Annotated in this window: 19 protein-coding genes; 9 read left to right on the plus strand and 10 right to left on the minus strand. The window is 68.1% G+C overall.

All coding sequences use genetic code 11. The features are described from left to right. Positions 1–11 precede the first annotated feature (11 nt). On the minus strand, positions 12–659 hold the full coding sequence (locus tag IBX18_RS02515; RefSeq protein WP_194832135.1) for a TetR/AcrR family transcriptional regulator: 648 nt from the start codon (positions 657–659) through the stop codon (positions 12–14). Positions 660–743: 84 nt separating this feature from the next. Here IBX18_RS02515 and IBX18_RS02520 point away from each other — a divergent pair, with 84 nt between their 5' ends. From IBX18_RS02520 to IBX18_RS02530, 3 genes are all read left to right on the plus strand, one after another. After that, the gene (locus tag IBX18_RS02520; RefSeq protein ID WP_194832136.1) at positions 744–1,835 is read left to right on the plus strand and encodes an epoxide hydrolase family protein; all 1,092 of its coding nucleotides are present in this window, start codon (positions 744–746) and stop codon (positions 1,833–1,835) included. A 164-nt stretch (positions 1,836–1,999) separates the two neighbouring features. Then, entirely contained in the window at positions 2,000–3,136 is a 1,137-nt protein-coding gene (locus IBX18_RS02525; RefSeq protein ID WP_194832137.1) for an epoxide hydrolase family protein, read from the plus strand. Positions 3,137–3,314: 178 nt separating this feature from the next. Continuing rightward, positions 3,315–3,938: an NAD(P)-dependent oxidoreductase gene (locus tag IBX18_RS02530; protein WP_194832138.1), complete on the plus strand. Its 624-nt coding sequence runs from the start codon at positions 3,315–3,317 to the stop codon at positions 3,936–3,938. 96 nt (positions 3,939–4,034) lie between these two features. Here the strand turns inward: IBX18_RS02530 and IBX18_RS02535 are convergent, their stop codons facing one another. After that, on the minus strand, positions 4,035–5,183 hold the full coding sequence (locus IBX18_RS02535; RefSeq protein ID WP_194832139.1) for a GTP-binding protein: 1,149 nt from the start codon (positions 5,181–5,183) through the stop codon (positions 4,035–4,037). Between the two features lie 91 nt (positions 5,184–5,274). Between IBX18_RS02535 and thiD the strand changes: the two genes are divergently transcribed. Beyond that, positions 5,275–6,120 (plus strand): bifunctional hydroxymethylpyrimidine kinase/phosphomethylpyrimidine kinase, encoded by an 846-nt coding sequence (thiD, locus tag IBX18_RS02540; protein ID WP_194832140.1) that lies wholly within the window; start codon positions 5,275–5,277, stop codon positions 6,118–6,120. A gap of 210 nt (positions 6,121–6,330) precedes the next feature. Here the strand turns inward: thiD and IBX18_RS02545 are convergent, their stop codons facing one another. Next, on the minus strand, positions 6,331–7,053 hold the full coding sequence (locus IBX18_RS02545; RefSeq protein ID WP_194832141.1) for a TetR/AcrR family transcriptional regulator: 723 nt from the start codon (positions 7,051–7,053) through the stop codon (positions 6,331–6,333). Positions 7,054–7,194: 141 nt separating this feature from the next. Here IBX18_RS02545 and IBX18_RS02550 point away from each other — a divergent pair, with 141 nt between their 5' ends. Both IBX18_RS02550 and IBX18_RS02555 read left to right on the plus strand, forming a co-directional pair. Next, positions 7,195–8,787 (plus strand): NAD(P)/FAD-dependent oxidoreductase, encoded by a 1,593-nt coding sequence (locus IBX18_RS02550; protein ID WP_194832142.1) that lies wholly within the window; start codon positions 7,195–7,197, stop codon positions 8,785–8,787. Then, complete coding sequence (locus IBX18_RS02555) at positions 8,784–9,632, plus strand: SDR family oxidoreductase (protein ID WP_194832143.1); 849 nt, start codon at positions 8,784–8,786, stop codon at positions 9,630–9,632. The genes IBX18_RS02550 and IBX18_RS02555 overlap by 4 nt, the downstream gene beginning before the upstream one ends. Positions 9,633–9,642: 10 nt before the next feature. On the opposite strand, the gene IBX18_RS02560 is transcribed toward IBX18_RS02555, so the two are convergent. Beyond that, positions 9,643–10,686, minus strand: a complete 1,044-nt coding sequence (locus tag IBX18_RS02560; RefSeq protein ID WP_194832144.1) for an Lrp/AsnC family transcriptional regulator — start codon at positions 10,684–10,686, stop codon at positions 9,643–9,645. 107 nt (positions 10,687–10,793) lie between these two features. Here IBX18_RS02560 and IBX18_RS02565 point away from each other — a divergent pair, with 107 nt between their 5' ends. Continuing rightward, the gene (locus tag IBX18_RS02565; protein WP_194832145.1) at positions 10,794–12,314 is read left to right on the plus strand and encodes an MFS transporter; all 1,521 of its coding nucleotides are present in this window, start codon (positions 10,794–10,796) and stop codon (positions 12,312–12,314) included. An 86-nt stretch (positions 12,315–12,400) separates the two neighbouring features. Here IBX18_RS02565 and IBX18_RS42760 read toward each other — a convergent pair whose 3' ends face one another. After that, on the minus strand, positions 12,401–12,526 hold the full coding sequence (locus tag IBX18_RS42760) for a hypothetical protein (protein WP_255508388.1): 126 nt from the start codon (positions 12,524–12,526) through the stop codon (positions 12,401–12,403). A 159-nt stretch (positions 12,527–12,685) separates the two neighbouring features. On the opposite strand from IBX18_RS42760, the gene IBX18_RS02570 reads away from it, so the two are divergent. Together IBX18_RS02570 and IBX18_RS02575 are read left to right on the plus strand one after the other, a co-directional pair. Further along, positions 12,686–13,975 carry a bifunctional glycosyltransferase family 2/GtrA family protein gene (locus tag IBX18_RS02570; RefSeq protein ID WP_228540266.1) on the plus strand — a complete coding sequence of 430 codons (1,290 nt, stop codon included), beginning with the start codon at positions 12,686–12,688 and terminating at the stop codon, positions 13,973–13,975. After that, positions 13,972–15,984: a glycosyltransferase family 39 protein gene (locus IBX18_RS02575; protein ID WP_194832146.1), complete on the plus strand. Its 2,013-nt coding sequence runs from the start codon at positions 13,972–13,974 to the stop codon at positions 15,982–15,984. Before IBX18_RS02570 ends, IBX18_RS02575 begins: the two co-directional genes overlap by 4 nt. Before the next feature lie 89 nt (positions 15,985–16,073). Here IBX18_RS02575 and IBX18_RS02580 read toward each other — a convergent pair whose 3' ends face one another. The 5 genes from IBX18_RS02580 to IBX18_RS02600 form a co-directional block, all read right to left on the minus strand. Then, complete coding sequence (locus tag IBX18_RS02580; RefSeq protein WP_194832147.1) at positions 16,074–16,847, minus strand: SDR family oxidoreductase; 774 nt, start codon at positions 16,845–16,847, stop codon at positions 16,074–16,076. Positions 16,848–16,948: 101 nt separating this feature from the next. Then, entirely contained in the window at positions 16,949–17,827 is an 879-nt protein-coding gene (locus tag IBX18_RS02585; protein WP_194832148.1) for a phosphotransferase family protein, read from the minus strand. A gap of 54 nt (positions 17,828–17,881) precedes the next feature. Further along, on the minus strand, positions 17,882–18,496 hold the full coding sequence (locus IBX18_RS02590) for a TetR/AcrR family transcriptional regulator (RefSeq protein WP_107659744.1): 615 nt from the start codon (positions 18,494–18,496) through the stop codon (positions 17,882–17,884). A 4-nt stretch (positions 18,497–18,500) separates the two neighbouring features. Continuing rightward, the gene (locus tag IBX18_RS02595) at positions 18,501–19,283 is read right to left on the minus strand and encodes an enoyl-CoA hydratase family protein (protein WP_194832149.1); all 783 of its coding nucleotides are present in this window, start codon (positions 19,281–19,283) and stop codon (positions 18,501–18,503) included. A gap of 13 nt (positions 19,284–19,296) precedes the next feature. Further along, entirely contained in the window at positions 19,297–20,457 is a 1,161-nt protein-coding gene (locus IBX18_RS02600; RefSeq protein ID WP_194832150.1) for an acyl-CoA dehydrogenase family protein, read from the minus strand. Positions 20,458–20,483: the final 26 nt, after the last annotated feature.

Raw genomic sequence — 20,483 nt, forward strand, 5'->3', positions numbered from 1 at the left:
GGCGGTCGCGGTCAGGGACGCCGCTCCCACCGCCATGCGAACTCGCCGGCCTTGGGCGGGGGGCCGGGCAGATCACCGTCCACGGACAGGCCCGCCACCAGCATGGCGAGCACCCGGCGGCGCAGCTGTGCGGTGCGGTCCGGATCGGGCATGGAGATGGCGGCACACGATTCCAGGATCAGCCCGAGATCCTCGGCGGTGACGCCGGGCCGCAGTTTGCCGGTGGCCTGCGCGCGTCGCACGATCTCGGTGTTCGCCTCGGCGGAGTGCATCACGTCGGGCAGGAACGACTCGTCCGGCGTGAAGGTGCCGGCCAGGTGCACCGTCAACGAGTGCACGTCGGCGTCGACGACTCGCTCCAGGAATTCGACCAGCGCCCGCCAGCCGTCCGAATCGGCCAGTGCCGCATCGGCTTCCACGTTGTAGCGGCGCAGCCCCTCGTGGCAGAGCGTGCGCAACAGGACTTCCTTGCTCGGGTAGCGCCGATACAGCGCGCTGATCCCCACCCCCGCCCGCTCGGCGACGGCGGCGATCGGGGCGGTGGCGTCGGCCAGAAACACCGACCGCGCGGCGTCCAGGATGAGCCCGTCGTTACGGGCCGCCTGCGCCTTGCGGCCGGGTAGGGCCTTCTGAGCTGGAGCATCTGGTGACTTCGGCATGATTTCAGCATAGCACTTGAACGGAATGATCCGTTCTGTTACGGTTCAAACAGAACGAAGCATTCCGTTTCAAAAGGAGTTCAGATGACCACCATCACCCCTTTCCGCATCGCCATCGACCAGGCCGAACTGGACGAGCTGCAGGCCCGGCTGGCCCGCACCCGCTGGGCCGACCAGATCCCCGGCTCGGGCGACACCTACGGGGTGAGCGTCGACCGGGTCCGCCACCTGGTGAACTACTGGCGCGACGGATTCGATTGGCGCAAGGTCGAGGAGACGCTGAACGCGTACCCGCAGTTCACCACCGAGATCGACGGCCAGAACATCCACTTCCTGCATGTGCGGTCCCAGCAGGACAGCGCCGAGGCGCTGCCGCTGATCCTGACCCACGGCTGGCCGGGAACGTTCGTCGAATTCCTCAATGTCATCGAGCCGCTGACTGCGGCCGGTCACGATCTGGTGATCCCCTCGGTGCCGGGGTACGGATTCTCCGGTCCGACAACGGAAGCCGGCTGGAACGACACCAGGATCGCGCAGGCCTGGGCCGAGCTGATGCGGCGCCTCGGGTACGACAAGTACGGCGCGGTCGGCAATGACGGCGGTGCGCAGATCTCCCCCGAGCTCGGCCGGGTCGATCCGGAACACGTTGTCGCCGTGCAGGTTTCCCAGGTCTACTCGTTCCCGACGGGCGACCCGGCCGAAATGGCCGACCTCACAGAGGACGAGGCGCAGTCCTTGGCGACCCTGGACTGGTTCGTCAAGAACAAGATGGGTTTCAACATCCTGCAGTCGCAGCAACCGCAGACCTTGGCGCACGCACTGATGGATTCGCCGGCCGGGCTCGTCGGCTGGAACAGCCAACTGCTCGGACCCGACCTCGACGACGACTTCGTGCTGACCAACATCGCGATCCACTGGCTCACCGGCACAGCGGGTTCCGCGATTCGGCACTACTTCGAGAAGTCCAAGGCAGACCAGCCGACCGGACCGACCTCGGTCCCACTGGCACTGTCGGGTTCCAACGGCGACTTCCACGGCATCCGCCGCTTCGCCGAGCGCGACTACAGCAACATCGTCTCGTGGCGGACCCACGACGTGTACACGCACTACCTGCACCACGTCGCACCCGAGCTGATGTCCACCGAGATCACCGAGTTCTTCGCGCAGTACCGCTGAGCGTCGCATCCACAGCCCACACCCGGCCGGGTGTGGGCTGTTTTGCGTCCGAGAACCCTGCCGAGCTGGGCAAATAAAAAGTTGTCGACAACTATTGAAACGGAATAATCCGTTCTGTTAGAGTTGGAACAGAACGAAGCATTCCGTTTCATAAGGAGAACGCCATGAGCACCATCAAGCCCTTCCGGATCGACGTCCCGCAGACCAAGCTCGACGATCTGGCGGACCGGCTGCGTCGTGCGCTGTGGCCGAGCGAACTGCCGGGTGTCGGCGACTCCTACGGCGTGCCCGGCGATCGGGTGCGTGCGCTCGCGCAGTACTGGCTGGAGCGCTACGACTGGCGGGCACTCGAGGCGAAGCTAAACTCCTACCCGCAGTTCACCACCGAGATCGACGGTGAGGACATTCACTTCCTGCACATCACCTCGTCGCGGCCGGACGCCGTTCCGGTGATCCTGACGCACGGCTGGCCGGGCTCGATCCTCGAATTCCTCGACGTCATTGCCCCGCTGACCGAGCCGGAGTCGGCCGATGTGCCCGCCTTCCACCTGGTGATCCCGTCGCTGCCCGGCTTCGGCTTCTCCGGCCCGACCCGCAGCACCGGCTGGAACCGCGTGCGCACCGCGAAGGCGTGGGTGGAGCTGATGGACCGGCTCGACTACCAGCGCTACGGCGCAATCGGCAACGACGCGGGTTCGATGATCGCGCCCGAGATGGCCAAGCTGGTGCCGAACAAGCTGATCGGCGTCCATGTGACGCAGCTGTTCTCGTTCCCGTCCGGCGATCCGTCCGAGTTCGAGGGCATGTCCGGGGAGGACATGGCCGCGCTGGGGCACCTGCAGTGGTTCCACGACAACAAGATGGCGTTCAACACCTTCCTCAGCCAGCAGCCGCAGACCGTGGCCTATGCGCTGACCGACTCACCGGTGGGCCTGCTCGGCTGGAACGCCCAGCTGATGGGCGAGTCGCTGGACCCCGATTTCATCATCGGCAATGTGGCGCTCTACTGGCTGACCGGCACCGCGAGCTCCTCCACCCGGTTCTACTACGAAGACGCACACGCCACCGAACAGCTGGACGGGCCGACCACCGTGCCGACCGCGCTGGCCATGTTCAAGGGCGACTTCCAGTCGATCCGCCGGTTCGCCGAGCGCGACCACAAGAACATCGTCCGCTGGAACTCCTACGATGCCGGGACCGCCCAGGGCGGCCCGAACGACGCGGCGGGTCACTATGCCGCGCACGAGGCGCCGGAGATCCTGGTCGGCGACATCCGGGAGTTCTTCGCCCAGCTCAGCTGAGCGCGATCACTCGCCGCACGGCCCGCACCCGACCGTCGGGAGCGGGCCGTCGGCATGTGCGAGCCGCCGAAGACTGTCTCTTATGCCATCGAGACTCACGGCCATGGTTCGTCTCACTCCGCGCTGTTGTACTTAGTTCACCACCAGCACAACGGCTTTCACCAAGGAGAGAAACACCATGAAAATCGCAGTCTTCGGAGCCACCAGCACGGTCGGTCGCCTGGTCGTCGCGCAAGCCATCGAGGAGGGTCACGAGGTGACCGCCTTCACCCGCAGCGCGGCAGGTATCGAGCAGCGGCACGAGCGGCTGCACATCGTGGAAGGTGATGTGCTGGACACGCATTCGGTCGAGCGCGCGGTCGTCGGGCAGGATGCGGTGCTCGTCTCGCTCGGCGCGGGCCGTAAGGGCGTGATCCGGGCCGAGGGCACCCGCGCGGTGCTCGAGGCCATGAATCGGACCGGGGTAAAGCGGTTGATCGTGCAGACCACCCTGGGCGTAGGCGAGAGCCGGGCCAACCTGAACTTCGTGTGGAAGTACCTGATGTTCGGGATGCTGCTGCGCCAGGCCTACGCCGACCACGTGCAGCAGGAGGCCTACGTCCGCGCCAGCGACCTGGACTGGACGATTGTGCGGCCCAGCGCCTTCACCGATGGCCCGCGCACCCGTGGCTTCCGGCGCGGCTTCCCCGCGGACGAGCGCGGGCTCTCGCTGAAGATATCCCGCGCCGACATCGCCGACTTCATGCTCGAGCAGCTGACCGACACCACCTACCTGCGGCAGGCCCCCGGCATCTCGAATTGAGTGGCCGGCCATGCCGCGGCGCGCCACGACCCACGCTCCGAACCCCGGTGCGTGGGTCACCTGAGCCGAAGACGCGCTGAGCCAACGACTCTCGACCTACGCGTGCTCGTGCAGTTCACCCCAGGCCGGGAACGGATCCGGGTAGCCGGCCCATTCGGCCGGCCCAGCGGCGAACTCCGCATCGGTGAGCAGTGCATCGTCGAGCAGGGCACGCACCTTGTCCCGATCGAGCTCGAGACCGATGAAGACAATCTCTTGTCCGGCAGGCACTTCCAACGCCGACCACCACGCGGCGGGCTCGAAGACGAGATTCGGCCCGGCCTGGGACCAGACGGCCGCCAGGGTGGCGCGGCTGGCGATCCAGCAGAAACCCTTGCTGCGCAACAGCCCACGCAGTTCACCGAGCGCCTCGGACAGCCGCAGCGGATGGAACGGCCGGTCGGCGGTGTAGGTGAGGCTGCGGATGCCGTACTCCTCGGTCTCCGGCGTGTGCCCGCCCGCCAGCTCCTCGTCCCAGCCTTCGGCTTCTGCCGCGACGACCGGGTTGTACCGGCCGGTGCCCAGCACGTCGCTCAACTCGACCACGCCATTGGTCGTGCGCAGCACGTGGGCGCGCGGATTGAGTTTGCGCACAGTCGCTTCCACCGCGCCCACTGCCGCGGCGCCGACCAGGTCGGTCTTGTTCACCAGCAGCACATCGGCGAACTCCACCTGATCCACCAGCAAGTCGGCGATGGTGCGGGCATCGCCCTCGCCCGCTTGCAGATTCCGCTCGGCCAGCGCCTGCCCGCGGGCCACCTCGGCGAGGAAGGTGGACGCGTCGACCACGGTCACCATGGTGTCCAGCCGCGCGATATCGCCGAGCTTGAACCCGTCCTCGAACTCCCAGTCGAAGGTGGCGGCCACCGGCATCGGCTCGGAGATGCCGGTCGACTCGATCACCAGCTGGTCGAACCGCCCCTCCCGCGCGAGCCTGCCCACCGCCTCGATCAAGTCCTCACGCAGCGTGCAGCAGATGCAGCCGTTGGTCAGCTCGACGAGCTTCTCCTCGGTGCGATCGAGGTGCCCCTGGCCGGCCACCAGCGCGGCGTCGATGTTGACCTCGCTCATGTCGTTGACGATGACCGCCACCCGGCGGCCCTCCCGGTTGGCGAGGATGTGGTTGAGCAGCGTCGTCTTGCCCGCGCCGAGGAAGCCGGACAGCACGGTGACGGGGAGCAGATCGGCGGGCGGTGAGGTGGTCATGCCTTAATGATAATGGTTTTCATTTACCGTCAGCAGACCGGGTCGCCGGTTGCGCGTGGCAACTCGGGCCGACGGTCGTAGGGTTTGTCTGGTGAAGCTGTTGCCATTGACCCCCGACGGGCAGACCCCCGTCCGGGTGCTCACCATCGCCGGGACCGACTCCGGCGGCGGCGCCGGAATCCAGGCCGACTCGCGCACCATGGCCCTGTGCGGCGTGCACGCCTGCGTGGCGGTCGCGGCGGTGACGGTGCAGAACTCGGTGGGGGTCAGCGACTTCCACGAGATCCCACCGCACATCGTGGCCGGCCAGGTCCGCACCGTGGCCACCGATATCGGGGTCGCCGCGGCCAAGACCGGCATGCTGGCTTCGACCGCCATCATCGAGGCCGTCGCGGCGGTCTGCCGGGAGGTGGGCATCGGCCGGGACGGGCAGATCCCGCTGGTGGTCGATCCGGTCGCGGCCTCCATGCACGGCGACCCGCTGCTGCACGAGGAGGCCCTGGATGCCGTCCGGCACACACTGATCCCGCTGGCGACGGTGGTGACGCCGAACCTCGATGAGGTCCGGCTGATCACCGGCATCGAGGTCACCGACGACGCGTCCGCCCGCTCGGCCGCCGAGGCACTGCACAAACTGGGTGCGCAGTGGGCGATCGTGAAGGGCGGGCACCTGCGCGCCTCGGAGTACAGCACCGACCTGCTCTTCGACGGCGCGCAGTTCCTTGAGTTCACCGCGCCGCGGATCGGCACCGGCAACGATCACGGCGGCGGCGACACCCTGGCCGCGGCGATCGCCTGCGCGCTGGCCAACGGGTATCCGGTGCCCGAGGCGGTGGAGTTCGCCAAGGAGTGGACCTACCGGTGCCTCGCCGCGTCGTACGACCTCGGCGCGGGGCACGGTCCGGTGTCACCGCTGTGGCGGTTGCACCACGACTGACATCGGGGCGACCCCCGGAAATTGGGGGGTGATCCAGCGCACCGGCAGCCCCTTAAGGGGGCGGTTCTTGTCGGTGGGTGCTGAGACAATAGAGGTGTCGCAAACGCGGTTGGCCTCGATGAAGCGGTCGACCAGAACAACGTCGTTCGGGTGGATGCGGCCAATGTTCCAGCGCCGGCCCGGCTATGCCGCGGTCGGCGAGGCAAGGCGCTATTCGCCGGAAAAGGCAAGGTGCAGTGGCAGATCAGTGTCGATGACGATGCCGTTGAGCCGGGCATTGGCCTCGGTGAGCGCGGCGATGGTCTCGGCAAGGTAGGCAACGAACTTCTCGATCGGCATCGGCTGCGCCTTCAACCGGTTCGCGCCGAGCCACCAGTCGGTGGCCGAACCGACCGCGCCGAAGATCGAGTAGATGACGAGCTCGACACTGTCCACCTCGACCGCGGTGTCGGCGACCAATTCGGCGAACAGATCAGCGGCCCGCTTCGCGGACTGCCGCGCCGATTGCAGCGCGCGTTCGGAATCGTCGGACTGCTGCGCGAAATGACTGTGCAGCATGAACCGGAACACGTTGGGGTGCTGCGACACCACCAGCGCGTACTCCGCGGCACCGCGGCGCACCAGCTCGCGCGCCGAATCGTTGGTCAGATCCACGCTCGACATCAGCTGCTCCCACAGCATGTCGCGGACCCGGTCGACGATGGCGTTGTACAGGTCGGTCTTGTCCTCGAAGTGCCGGTACAGCTTGGGTTTCGCCGCGCCGGCCTCCTTGGCGATATCGCCCATGCTGACTTCCGGGCCGAACTTGTCCAGCGCGCGGAACGCCGCGTCGACGAACTCCTCGCGCACCTTCAGCCGATGCTCCCGCCAGCGCTCCGTGCGTGCGTCGACGCGCTTGCGTGGCACCTCGTCTAGTTTTCGCCCGCTGCGCATCACAATTCCGGATGCTACCTGCTACCAGCGGTACCGATGACCGGGTCGCGCCGTTGACATCGGCTGAGGCGTGGGACACACTCGGGAAACTACCCAGAACCGGTGGTATCAGGTTCCGAACGCAGAGAGCCGGTGGGGACGATGACGTCCGCGATCCACACCCGAGTCCTCATTGTCGGCAGCGGTTTTTCCGGCCTCGGCATGGGCATCGCCCTCGACAAGGCGGGCATCGACGACTACCTCATCGTGGAGCAGGCCGCGGAGATCGGCGGCACCTGGCGCGACAACACCTATCCCGGCTGTGCCTGCGATGTGCCGACGCATCTGTATTCGTATTCCTTTGAGCCACGCACGACTTGGCGGCGGCTGTTCTCCGGGCAGCAGGAGATCTTCGACTATCTCAAGGACGTCGCCGACAAGTACCGGCTGCGGCCACACATCCGCTTCCGGCAGCACATGGCCCACGGGTTTTGGGACGAAAACGCGCGGCGCTGGCACGCGTTCAGCGCGGACGGTCAGGAATACGTCGCGCAGTTCCTCGTGTCCGCGGTTGGCGCGCTGCATATTCCGAGCATTCCGGAGTTCCGCGGCAGCGCGGACTTCACCGGTGCCACGTTCCACTCGGCGCAGTGGGATCACGAAGTCGACCTGACCGGCAAGCGGGTCGCGGTGATCGGGACAGGCGCCAGCGCAGTGCAATTCGTGCCCGAGATCATCGGCGAGGTGGCGGCGTTGACGGTTTTCCAGCGCACCGCGCCGTGGGTGATGCCGCGCGCGGACGTGGAGTTCTCCGAACGTTTCCGGCGTGCGCTCGGCCGGGTGCCCGGCCTGCGCTTCGCGCTGCGCAACGGAATCTATTGGGGCGCCGAGGTCGGCGGGTACGCGATGAACTGGCGGCCCGCGCTGCTGAAGGTGCTCGAGCGGGTCGGCAGGCGCCACATCGAGCGCCAGATCGCCGATCCGGCGCTGCGGGCCAAGGTAACACCGGACTATCGGGCGGGCTGTAAGCGGCTGCTCGGCTCGGACACCTACTATCCGGCGCTCGCCGATCCCAAGACCGAGCTGGTCACCGCACGCATCGACCATTTCACCGAGCACGGCATCGTCACCGCCGACGGTGTCGAGCGCCAGGCCGATGTGATCATCTACGGCACCGGCTTTCACGTGCTCAATTCGTACAAGAATCTGCCGATGGTCGGCCTGCGCGAGGTAGATCTGACCGAGCGCTGGGACCGGGAGGGCGTGCAGGCGCATCGCGGGATCACGGTCGCCGACATGCCGAACGCCTTCTTCCTGGTCGGACCGAACACCGGCCTGGGCCACAACTCGATGATCTTCATGATCGAGGCACAGATTCACTATGTGCTGCAGGCGATTCGGCGGGTACGCGAACAGGGCGCGGTCGCGTTGGTGCCGCGGCGGGCGGCGCAGGACCGCTTCAATGCCCGGCTGCAACAGGGGCTTTCCCGTTCGGTATGGAACACCGGCGGCTGCCAGAGCTGGTACCTGGACGAGCACGGGAACAATCGGACGCTGTGGTCCGGGTTCACCTGGCAGTACTGGCTGCAGACCAGGCGGCTCGACCCGGCGGAGTACGAGTTCATCGGTCCCGCACCGAGTTCCCCGACGCGGCGCACGGTCGTCCTGGAAGACATTCCGATCCAAACTTTTCCAACGCCCCACCGCAACGGTCGATCGACCCACCCGCCCCGTAACCCCGAGGACGTTCAATGAAGAACTTCACAGGCAAAGTCGCCGTGATCACGGGCGCGGGCTCCGGCATCGGCCGGGCGCTGGCACTGGCACTCGCCCGGCGCGGGGCTCGGCTGGCGCTGTCGGACATCAACACCGAATCGGTGGCCGACACCGCGGGACGCTGTGAAAAGCTCGGTGCGACAGCGGTTCCGTACGAGCTCGACGTCGCGCACCGGGCTGCGGTGTACGCGCACGCGGCGGCCGTGCGCGGCGAATTCGGGCGGGTGAACCTGGTCATCAACAACGCGGGCGTGGCCCTCGGCGCCGATGTCGAGGACATGACGTGGGACGACTTCGACTGGCTGATGAACATCAACTTCTGGGGCGTCGCGCACGGCACCAAGGCCTTCCTGCCCGACCTCATCGGCTCCGGCGACGGGCATATCGTCAATGTGTCCTCGGTGTTCGGGCTGGTCGGCGTGCCCACCCAAAGCGCCTATAACGCAGCGAAATTCGCGGTCCGCGGCTTCACCGAGGCGCTGCGGCAGGAGATGCGGATCGCCGGGCATCCGGTCGGTGTCACCTGCGTGCATCCGGGCGGCGTGAAGACGAATATCGCGGTGAGCGCCCGCGGTATCCCCGATGACGTGGACGTCGAGACGATCCGCCGCGGCTTCGACGCACTCACCCTGACCAGCCCGGATGCCGCCGCCAAAACCATTCTGCGCGGTGTCACCAAGAACAAGGCCCGCGTACTGATCGGGGCCGATGCCCGCGCCATCGACCTGATCCCCCGCCTGCTCGGCCCGGCCTACGAGGACCTCGGCGTCCCGCTGTACCGGGCGGGCAGGCGAACGGCGGCACGGTTCGGTATCGCCTTGTAGGACAAGGCGGTTAGCGACGCCGGGCCGTGCCGGAGCGAGGTGGCACCGGCGGCGGCGGAATCAGCAGCCCCGCGCTGGTGCGCGAGCCCGCCTGCTTGAGTCGTTCGTGCACCGGGGTGAGTTCGAAGCTGTGCACGCCGTCGAGGGTCGCCATCTTGGTGGTCACGTAGTGGTACAGATCGTCGGCGGTGTCCGCGGTCAGCACGGCAAAGATATTGAACGGCCCGGTAACCGCTGCGGCATAGGCGGTTTCGTCGTGCTCGGCGATGGCGCGGCCGATCGCAGCCAGCCGTGCCGGCGCGACCCGCAGCCAGAGGAAGGCCGAGAGGCTGGAACCCAGTGCGGCAGGGGCGATGTCGAGATCGAAGTAGAGAATTCCCGCGGCCTGGAGGGCGGCGATCCGGCGCGCCACCCGGCCGATGCTCGTGCCGGTGGCGCGGGCCAGGACCGAGTAGCTTGCACGCCCGTCGCGGGCCAGCAGCTCGAGCAGTGCGTCGTCCTCGTCCCGGAGCTGTAGATCGGCCTCGGCGTAATCCGCTGCGGCCGTGCTGTGTTCGTCTTCGGTGCGTTTGGCCTGCCTGCCGCGCCAGTCGACGGCGCCCGGTCCGACGAAGCGGTGCAGGATCATCGCCGCGGCGATGTCGTGCACCGGCGCCGTGCGCTGTAGCCGTTGCACCAGCAGGTCGTCGCGATCCTGCTGGGTGCGCGGGTGCAGCGAGAAGTTCACCTCGGCGCCCGCCGCCGCGATGGCGACCCACGCGGCGTCGTCGCGGCGGGCCAGCGCCTCACCCACCTGCCGCGCGCCGTCCGGGCGGCAGTGCACCCGGATGATCCAGTCGTTCTCGCCGAGCGCACGGGAGTCGATCGCGCCGATCACCCGGACCACGCCGTCGCGGCGCAGCCGCCGGTAGCGACGGGCGACGGTCTGCTCGGCGACGCCCAGTTCGGCGGCGACCCGGTTGAACGAGACCCGGGGATCGAGCTGCAGCGCCTGCACGATCTGCGTATCGACCACGTCCAAGATGGAGTTTTTGCCTATCGCCGCGGCGCTCATAAGGAGGAAATGTACGCGGAGTCCGCATCGTGGCGTCCGTTCGACCTGATTCTCCGGATACTCGACGCCGTCTCCACACTCCCCGAATTCGAGAGAGGACAACGGCTTTGCGCAAATGGCTGCCGCTGCTGACGGTGTGTCTGGGCACCTTCATGCTGCTGGTCGACGTCACCATCGTGAACGTCGCACTACCCGATATGCGGAACGACTTGAACGCGTCGTTCAGCTCGCTGCAATGGGTCGTCGACGGCTACGCCCTCGCCATGGCAGCGCTCATGCTCGGCGCGGGCTCGATCGCCGACCTGGCCGGGCATCGCCGCACCTACCTGGCCGGATTGCTGCTGTTCGCGGCGTCCTCGCTGGTCTGCGGCCTCGCGCCGAACCCGACCGTGCTCATCCTCGCCAGGGTGGTGCAGGGGATCGGCGCGACCACCATGGCGTGCACCACCTTCGCCCTGCTGAACAACTCGTACACCGAACGGGACCGCGGCGCCGCGTACGGGGTCTGGGGCGCCGTCGCGGGCGCGTCCAGCGCCATCGGGCCGATCATCGGCGGTGTCCTCACCGATCTCGCGTCCTGGCGCTGGATCTTCTTCGTCAACCTGCCGGTCAGCGCGGTGGCCGTGGCGCTGTGCCTGTGGGTACTCGCCCACGGGGAGCGGGCGCAGCGCGGCCGGATCGACGTCGCGGGCATGGCGGCGTTCACCGTGAGTGCGGCGACCGCCACCTACGCGCTGATCCGAGCCAACGAGCACGGCTGGTCGAATTCGCTCACCTGGTGGTTGCTGCTGGTGGCGGCGGGGTCGCTGGTGCTGTTCCTGCTCGTCGAACGGGCTTCGGCCCACCCGATGCTCGACCTCGCGCTGCTGGGTGACCGCTCGTTCGTCGGCGTGCTCGTCGCCGCGGGCGCACTCTTCTTCGCCGCCTTCAGCGCGCTGATGTACACCCAGATCTGGATGCAGTCGGTGCTCGGACTGAGCGCGATCCAGGCCGGTGCGGTGGGACTTCCGTTGTCCGTCATGGCTTTTCTGGTATCCGGTGGCTTCGGCCGGTATCTGCACGGCGAGCACCGCGGCCGGATCATCGCGGGTGGACTCTTCGCCACTGGCCTCGGCGGGGTGGCAGGCGCGCTGCTGGTGCACGGCGAAGCGGGTTGGGCCGCACTGGTTCCCGGCTTCCTGGTCATCGGGCTCGGGGTCGGCCTGGCCACCGCGACGTTGAGTTCGGCGGCGATGGCGGCGGTTCCGTGGCAGCGCGCCGGAATGGCGACGGGCGCCGTCAATACCGCGCAGCAGCTGAGCTTCACCCTCGGGATCGCCACGCTGGGCAGCGTTTTCACGGCACGAGCGGCGGATGTGCTCACCGAGCGGGCGGTGCCGGACGCGCAGGACTCGGCGCGGGCTGTGGGCGGCGGCCAAGCCGCGGTGCTGGTGCAGCAGGTGCCTGCCGAGGCGCAGTCCGCGCTGGCGGCGACGGTGCGGGCCGCCGCGGCGGCGGGCGTTCAGGGCACGCTGGCGGTCAGTGGGGTCGTCGGCTTGATCGGCGGCGCACTCGTGCTGCTGCTGATGCGGCGACGCAGCGGTCCGGTGCGGGAAGTGGCCGAAGAGGCGGTACAGGTGCCCGCCTGATCGGCGCGAATTCCGGACGGCCTGTTCTCACGGGCCGATCGCGGAACTGTCGCTGAGCGAGTGCCGAGCGCCTCGCTCAGCGGCGGTCAGCGCTTCTTCGGATCGATGATGCTCTGCTCGGGCGCGGACTTGGTCTTCTTGTCCGCTCGCTTCTCTTTCAGCGACTTCCCGGATTTCTTCGACATCGAGCTGCGCGGAGACTTGTCGGACAAACGTGGTCCTTTGCTCGGAGGACCTGAACGGTCCCGGTCCCCCCGACCGTACGCTACGCCGGTCGGCGCCGGGACCGATCCGCGCTGGTCGCCACGCCCCCAGGAACCTCACAGCTGGGGCCCAGCTCCGTGACAACGTGGCGGCCGAAGGTAGTCCCTATGACCGAGACTGTGACCGTCGCGGCGGCGGAATTCGCCGAGACATCGGGTGCGCCCGTGCTGGACGTGGTGATACCCGTCTACAACGAAGAGACCGACCTCGGCATCTGTGTGCGCAGGCTGCATGCGTATCTGCGCGAAGGGTTCCCCTTCCCGGCGCGGATCACGGTGGCCGACAATGCCAGCACCGACGCCACCCTGCAGGTCGCCGAGCTGCTCGCGGAGGAGCTCGACGGCGTGCGGGTGCTGCACCTTGATGCCAAGGGGCGTGGACGGGCGCTGCGTGCGGCCTGGGAGCATTCCGATGCGCAAGTGGTCGCCTATATGGATGTGGACCTGTCCACCGACCTGAACGCGCTGCTGCCCCTGGTGGCGCCGCTGATCACCGGGCATTCGGACCTGGCGATCGGTACCCGGCTCAGCTCGTCCTCGCGGGTGGTGCGCGGGCCGAAGCGCGAGATCATCTCGCGCTGCTACAACCTCTTGCTGAAAGCCTCACTGCAGGCGCACTTTTCGGACGCGCAGTGCGGGTTCAAGGCGATGCGCAGCGAGGTGGCGCGGCAGCTGCTGCCGCTGGTGCGCGACGGGGAGTGGTTCTTCGACACCGAGCTGCTCGTGCTCGCCGAGCGGGCCGGGTTGCGCATCCACGAGGTGCCGGTGGACTGGATCGACGATCCGGACAGCCGCGTCGACATCGTCGACACCGCGCGCAAGGATCTGCTCGGTATCGGGCGGTTGACGCGGGCGCTGGCCACCGGGGCGTTGCCGCTGGAGGAACTGCGCCGTGCGGTGGGGCGCGAACCGCTGGTGCCGGGGGTGCCGCTCGGCATGGTCGGTCAGCTGGTCCGTTTCGCGATCGTCGGCGTGCTGAGCACGCTGGCCTATCTGTTGCTCTATGTGGTGCTGCAATCGTTCACCGATGCGCAGGTGGCCAACTTCCTGGCGCTGCTGATCACCGCGGTCGCCAATACGGCGGCCAACCGGGCGTTCACCTTCGGGGTGCGCGGGGCGACGGGTGCGGTGTCGCATCAGTTCCAAGGGTTGGTGATCTTCGGCATCGGACTGGCGCTGACCAGTGGATCGCTGTTCACCCTGCACCATTGGGCGCCGGACGCGCCGGTGCATCTGGAACTGTTCGTGCTGGTGCTCGCCAATCTGGTGGCCACGATTCTGCGATTCGTCGGCCTGCGGTGGGTGTTCCGGAATACGCCGAACCCGGCGCGGAGGGCGCTCGCAACGGCCGACTCCGACGCTGGTTCGGGCGCAGGCCACGAGGAAGGTGTTCGATGACCGCCACACTGGCGCCGCCCACCGCGGCACCGGCACCGCCCGCGCCCGAGCGCAGGACCCGTTGGGAATACCCGGCATTGGCGGTCCTGCTGATCGGCACGACTATCGCGTACCTGTGGAACCTGAGCGTTAACGGCTGGTCGAATTCGTTCTATTCCGCTGCGGTGCAGGCCGGTTCGGTGTCGTGGAAGGCGTTCTTCTTCGGCTCGTCGGATGCGGCGAACTCGATCACCGTGGACAAGCCACCCGCTTCGCTGTGGCTGATGGAGCTCTCGGTGCGGGCGTTCGGGTTGAACAGCTGGAGCATTCTGGTGCCGGAGGTGCTGCTCGGTGTCGCGAGCGTGGCGCTGCTGTGGGCGACGGTGCGCAGGCCGTTCGGGCCCGCCGCCGGGCTGCTCGCCGGACTGGTGCTCGCGGTGACTCCCGTTGCGGTGCTGATGTTTCGGTTCAACAATCCGGACGCGCTGCTGGTCTTCCTGATGGTTGCCGCGGCGTGGGCGATTACCCGGGCGGTCGAGGACGGGCGCTGGCGCTGGCTGGTGCTGACCGGGGTGTTCGTCGGGTTCGGCTTTCTCACCAAACAGCTGCAGGTGCTGCTGGTTGTTCCGCCGCTGGCCCTGACCTATCTGCTCGCGGGGCCACCCAAACTGGGCAAACGCATCGTGCAGCTAGTGGCCGCAGGCGTCGCCATGGTGGTCGCGGCCGGGTGGTGGTTGCTCGCCGTGGAACTGTGGCCTGCCTCGTCGCGGCCGTGGATCGGTGGGTCGCAGAACAACTCGATTCTCGAGCTCACGCTCGGGTACAACGGGCTCGGCCGGCTCAGCGGTAACGAGAGAGGCAGTGTCGGACCCGGGGGTGAGCTGCCGCCCGGCGGCAACGGCATGTGGGGTAGCACCGGCATCACCCGCATGTTCGAGGCAGCGCAGGGTGGCCAGATCGCCTGGCTGATCCCCGCCGCACTGGTGGCCTTGGTCGCCGGAATGCTGTTGCGCGGCAAGGCTGCCCGTACCGATCCGCAGCGAGCCTCGCTGATCCTTTGGGGCGGTTGGCTGTTGGTGACCGGCTTGACCTTCAGCTTCATGGCGGGGATCTTCCATCAGTACTACACGGTGGCGCTGGCTCCGGCCGTCGGCGCGCTCGTCGGCGCGGGAGCTGTGGCGCTGTGGCGCGAGCGGCACCGGCTGTGGGTGCGGGCGATGCTCGCGCTCGCCGTCGGGCTCACCACGGCGACCGCGTGGATGCTGTTGTCCCGCAGCGTGCACTGGGTGCCGTGGTTGCGGTGGACCGTGCTCGTTGTCGGGGTACTCGCGACAATCGCCGCGCTCGTGCCCGCCCGCCGGAAGTTCGCCGTCATCTCCGCGCTGACCATCGCGTTCACCGGGCTGGCCGGGCCGACCGCGTATGCCATCGACACCATCGCCACGCCGCACGAGGGTTCCATCCCGTCGGCGGGTCCGAATGTGGGCGGGTTCGGCATGTTCGGCAGGCCTCCGTGGGCCGAGGGGATGAACGGTCCCGGCATACCCCCGCCCGGCGGCGCACCGAACGGCCGCGGACCCGGCGGACACCCCGGAAACGGGCCGGGTCAAGGTGCGATGCCGACCGGTGGTCTCGGCCGGGAAATCATCACCGCGGGCGGCCTACTCGGCGCCAGCAAACCGAGCGAAAAAGTGGTGTCCCTGCTCGAACACAACGGCACCACCTACACCTGGGCCGCCGCGGCCATCGGCTCGAACAGCGCCGCGGGCTACCAACTCGCCACCGAACTCCCGGTAATGCCCATCGGCGGCTTCAACGGCAGCGACCCCTCCCCCACCCTCGACCAGTTCAAAGAATATGTAGCGCAAGGAAAGATCCACTACTTCATCGGCAGCAACCGCGGTGGACACTACGGAGGATTCGGCCCCGCCCCCTCCGGCACCAGTTCCCAGATCTCCCAATGGGTTAAAGAGAACTTCACCGCCACCGAAGTAGACGGAGTCACGCTCTACGACCTCACCACCCGCTGAATCGCCGCGATCCGCACCAGCAGGCGCCGTGAAAGGTCCGTAGCGGCAGCGAGTTTCGCTGCCGCTACGGACCGTGGTGCACCGGGCTACTACGCGGCCGGGTAGGTGGCTTCGAGCCATTCGGCGTAGGTGGGACCGCCGAGGACGGCGTGCGGGCTGGGGAGCAGCGTGCCGTCTTCGAAGGCTTCGCGGTCCGGGTTCTGCGGGTCGCCGGCTTCGACGATGTGGGCGGGGCCGCCGCGGCGGGCAGCGAAGAGGGTGGCGGCACCTGCCATGGTCTCGGCTTGCGGGCCCGCGATTTCGGGGAACGGAGTCGCGGTGGCGGTCGGGTTGACCGCGAGGTCGACGAGCGCTTCGGCGACGGTGCGGGCGGCCACCAGCTGGGTGCGCATGGCGGCGATATGGGCTGTGTCGCCCTGGGTGCCCCACTGGGTCATCACCTCGACCAGTTCGTGGAACTGGGCGGCGCGCAGGATATGCACGGGCAGCGGCCCTTCCAGCAGCTGCTGCTCGTGCACCAGCTTGGCGGCGTTGTAGCCCGCGGTGGCGTTGTCGATGCCGATGATCGACACGGCGACCAGACGCTCGACGCCGGCCTTCTGACCTGCCTCATGCAGATTGCGGGCGGCCGCGGTGAAGAATTCGGTGGCGATGTCCTTGTCGGCGGAGGGCGTGCTGGCGGCGTCGATGACGACCTGCACACCGTCGAGCGCCTCGACCAGACCCGCGCCGGTCTCGAGGTCCACTCCGTTCTTCCGCGAGAATGCGACGACCTCGTGCCCCTGCTCGGTCAGCACATCCACCACGTGCTTGCCCAGCCGTCCGGTCGCCCCGGCCACCGCGATCTTCTTGGTCGTCGTCATGATTCCCGCTCCTCTGTGTCACTGCGTTGTTCCGCGTTCACAGAGAGGACGACGCAGCGTCAGCGAGTGTGACATCCCGTAAAAGGCCAGGTAGCAGCCGTTCAGCTGAGCATTGTCAGGAGGCGCTCGTGCACGACGTCCCGGACGACGGGAGTGAGATCGGGCTTTTCGGCGAGGAGTTCGAGCATGCGCAGGATTTGCAGGGCTTCGATGCGCAGGGGCAGCTCGGGGTCTGTGGAGTCGAAGCCCGCGCTCTCGAGAAAGTCGGGCCAGGCGGGCGGGAGGTGGCCGGCGAGGCTGACCGACCAGGCCCACCAGGCGGGGTCGAAGAGGGGGTCGGCGAGGCGGATGGACTCGAAATCGAGGAGGCCGGTGATGGTTTCGCCGTCGGTGAGGATGTTGACGGGGGTGAAATCGCCGTGCGCGAGGACGGTGGGGCGGTCGGCGAAGAGGGTAGGCAGGGATTTCAGGGTCCGGTCGAAGTTGGCGCGGTGCGCCGGGCCGAGTGCCAGGGCGGCGGCCCAACCGGTCGCGCTTTCGACCAGGCGGGTGGGACTGGCCCAGAGGTCGTCGAGTTGCAGGCCCACGGTGGGCAGACGGCGGAAAGCGGCGAGCAGGGTGCCCATCTCGCAGGCGAGGGCGGCGAATCGCGGGCCGTCGAGGTCGAGGTCGCCGCTCGCGGGGACCGGGACACCGGGCAGGGCGTCGAAGACGATCCAGGCCGGATCGGCGTCGAGGTCGAAGCGGCGGATGCGCGGAATGGTGATGCCGCGTTTGGCGGCGGGCTCCAGCAGGGTGTGCATCACCCGCAGGCGGCGTTCGGCGTCGTCGGGATTGCGGTAGCGCTGCAGCACCATCCGGTCGCCGTCGGCGAGGGTGAGCAGGTCGGTGCGGTTCTGGAAACCCCATTCGGCGGGCGCGCTACCGGCAATCGGCTGGCCGAGGGTCTGCTCGAGCCCGCCGTACTCCGCACTGTCCATACGGCAGACCCTAAGGCACGCACGGACTGTTGCGCGCCGATCGGCTCAGCACATTCAGCGCGGCGCGTTCAACGCCGCGTGCAGCGTCGCCGCCCACTGCTGGACGATCTGCTTGCGCCGCGCGGAGTCGTCGGTGAGCACATCGGCCAGGCCGAGACCGCGGGCCAGGTCCAGGGTGGCCTGGACCAGGTGGTGGGTGACCGGATCGGCGTCGTCGACACCCAGCGCCTCCACCGCGCGCCGGTGCGACACCCGGCCGAATTTGGCTTCCAACGGGACAATTCGCTCACGCAGCGCCGGATCGGCGGCCGCATGTGTCCAGACCTGTAGCGCCGCTTTGAACAGCGGGCTGGTGTAGGACTCGACCAGGCCCGCCACCACGGCCTCGGTGCGGCCGACCCCGCCGGCCAGGGCGGCGACCGCGACCGCCTCCTCCCTGGCCTGCTGGGTCCGGCTGTCGAACATGTACTCCAGCGCGGCGGTGATCAGGTCTTCCCTGGTCGGGAAGTGATGCTGCGCCGCGCCCCTGGACACCCCGGCCCGCTCGGCGACGACCGCGACCGTCGCTGCCGCCCAGCCGGTTTCGGCCAGGCAGTCGATGGTCGCCTCCAACAGGCGCTGCCGGGTGGCTCGGCTGCGGTCCTGCTTGGGTTCGTGGGGTGTCGCCATGGGGCTATTCTGCCCAGCTCGGCGGACGGCGCTGCAGGAAGGCCGCCATGCCCTCGTGCACCTCGGCGGTGCCGAAGAAGCTCGCCGAGCGCGCGGCCAGCTCCTCGGCCGAGGCGTCGAACTCGGCCAGCATGGCCGCGTTCACCAGTCGCTTGCTCTCGGCCAGCCCCTGCGGGGAGCCCTTGCGCAGCTCCGCGCGCAGCCGCGCCACCTCGGCCACCGGGTCGGCGGCACTCGCGGTGATCAGCCCGATCTGTTCGGCGGTGTCGGCGCCGAACTTCTCGCCGGTCAGGAAGTACCTACCGGCCGCACGCGAGGTGAGCCGCGGCAGCAGGGTCAGCGAGATCATGAACGGGGCCAGCCCGATTCGTACCTCGGTGAGGGCGAAACTGCTCGTCGGGCCCGCCACCGCGAGATCGCAGGCCGCGACGATGCCCATGCCGCCTGCGCGCACATTGCCGTCGATCTGGGCGATCACCGGCTTCGGGGTGGCGAGGAGGCGGCGCAGGACACCGATCATGGTGCGGGTGCGGTCGTCGGCCGCCACCGCGGGGTCGGCATTGCTCGCCTCGGTGAGGTCGGCGCCCGCGCAGAAGGTGTTGCCGGTGTGCGCGAGCACGATGCCCCGGACCGCGTCGTCGGCGGCCGCGTCGTCGAGCCCCTGCAGGAGTTCGGCAACGAGCTTGGACGACAACGCATTCCGGTTGTGCGGCGAGTCGAGCGTGAGCGTAGCGAAGCCGTCCGCGACGTCATAGCGGACGAACGGACCGGTCACGGTCTCGGTCATGGGGGAAGGCCTCTCAGTAGGACTTCGGCAGGCCCAGCGAGTACTGGGCGACGAAGTTCAGCACCATTTCGCGGCTGACCGGGGCGATCCGGCCGATCCGCGCAGCGGCCAGCATGGCGGCCAGGCCGTACTCCTTGGTGAGCCCGGCGCCGCCGTGGGTCTGGATCGCCTGGTCGAGTGCCTTGATACTCGCCTCGGCCGCAGCGTATTTCGCCATATTGGCGGCCTCGGCGGCACCCATCTCGTCGCCGGTGTCGTAGAGCGTCGCCGCCTTGCGCATCATCAGCTTCGCCAGCTCCAGCTCGATCTTCACCTGGGCCAGCGGGTGCGAAATGCCTTGGTGCGCACCGATCGGCGTCTTCCAGACGGTGCGTTCCTTGGCGTACTGCACTGCGCGGTCGATGGCGTAGCGGCCGAGGCCGATGGCCATCGCGGCGCCCATCACCCGCTCCGGGTTCAGGCCGGCGAACAGCTGCATCAGTGCGGCGTCCTCCTTGCCGACCAGCGCGCTGCCGGGCAGGCGGACATCGTCGAGGAACAGCGTGAACTGGTGGTCCGGCTCGATGATGTCCATTTCCTGGGGCGTCTTGTGGAAGCCCTCGGCGTCGGTCGGCACGATGAACAAGGCGGGCTTGAGCTTGCCGGTCTTGTGATCCTCGGTGCGCGACACGATGAGCACGGCCTCGGCCTGGTCCACCCCGGAGATGAAGATCTTGCGCCCGTTGAGGATCCAGTCGTCCCCGTCGCGGCGCGCGGTGGTGGTGATCTGGTGCGAGTTCGAGCCCGCGTCCGGCTCGGTGATGCCGAAGACCATCTTGGCCGAGCCGTCGCCGAGCTTGGGCAGCCACTGCCGCTTCTGCTCGTCGGTGCCGTACTTGGTGATGATGGTGCCGCAGATGGCCGGGGAGACGACCATGAGCAGCAGGCCGGCGCCCTGGGCGGAGAGTTCCTCCATGACCAGCGCCAGCTCGTACAGGCCCGCCCCGCCGCCGCCGTACTCCTCGGGGAGGTTCACGCCGAGGAAGCCGAGTTTGCCTGCCTCGTCCCACAGTTCGGTCAGCGGCTCGTTGGCGCGCGCCTTCGGCAGCACATAGTCGCGGTAGTTGTACTTCGCGGCGAGCGCAGCGACCGCAGCCCGCAGCGCAGTCTGCTCTTCGGTCTCGATGAAACTCATGCCTGCACCTCGCTGACGCTCGGTTC

This window comes from Nocardia sp. XZ_19_369, from assembly GCF_015355715.1.
Classification (GTDB): domain Bacteria; phylum Actinomycetota; class Actinomycetes; order Mycobacteriales; family Mycobacteriaceae; genus Nocardia.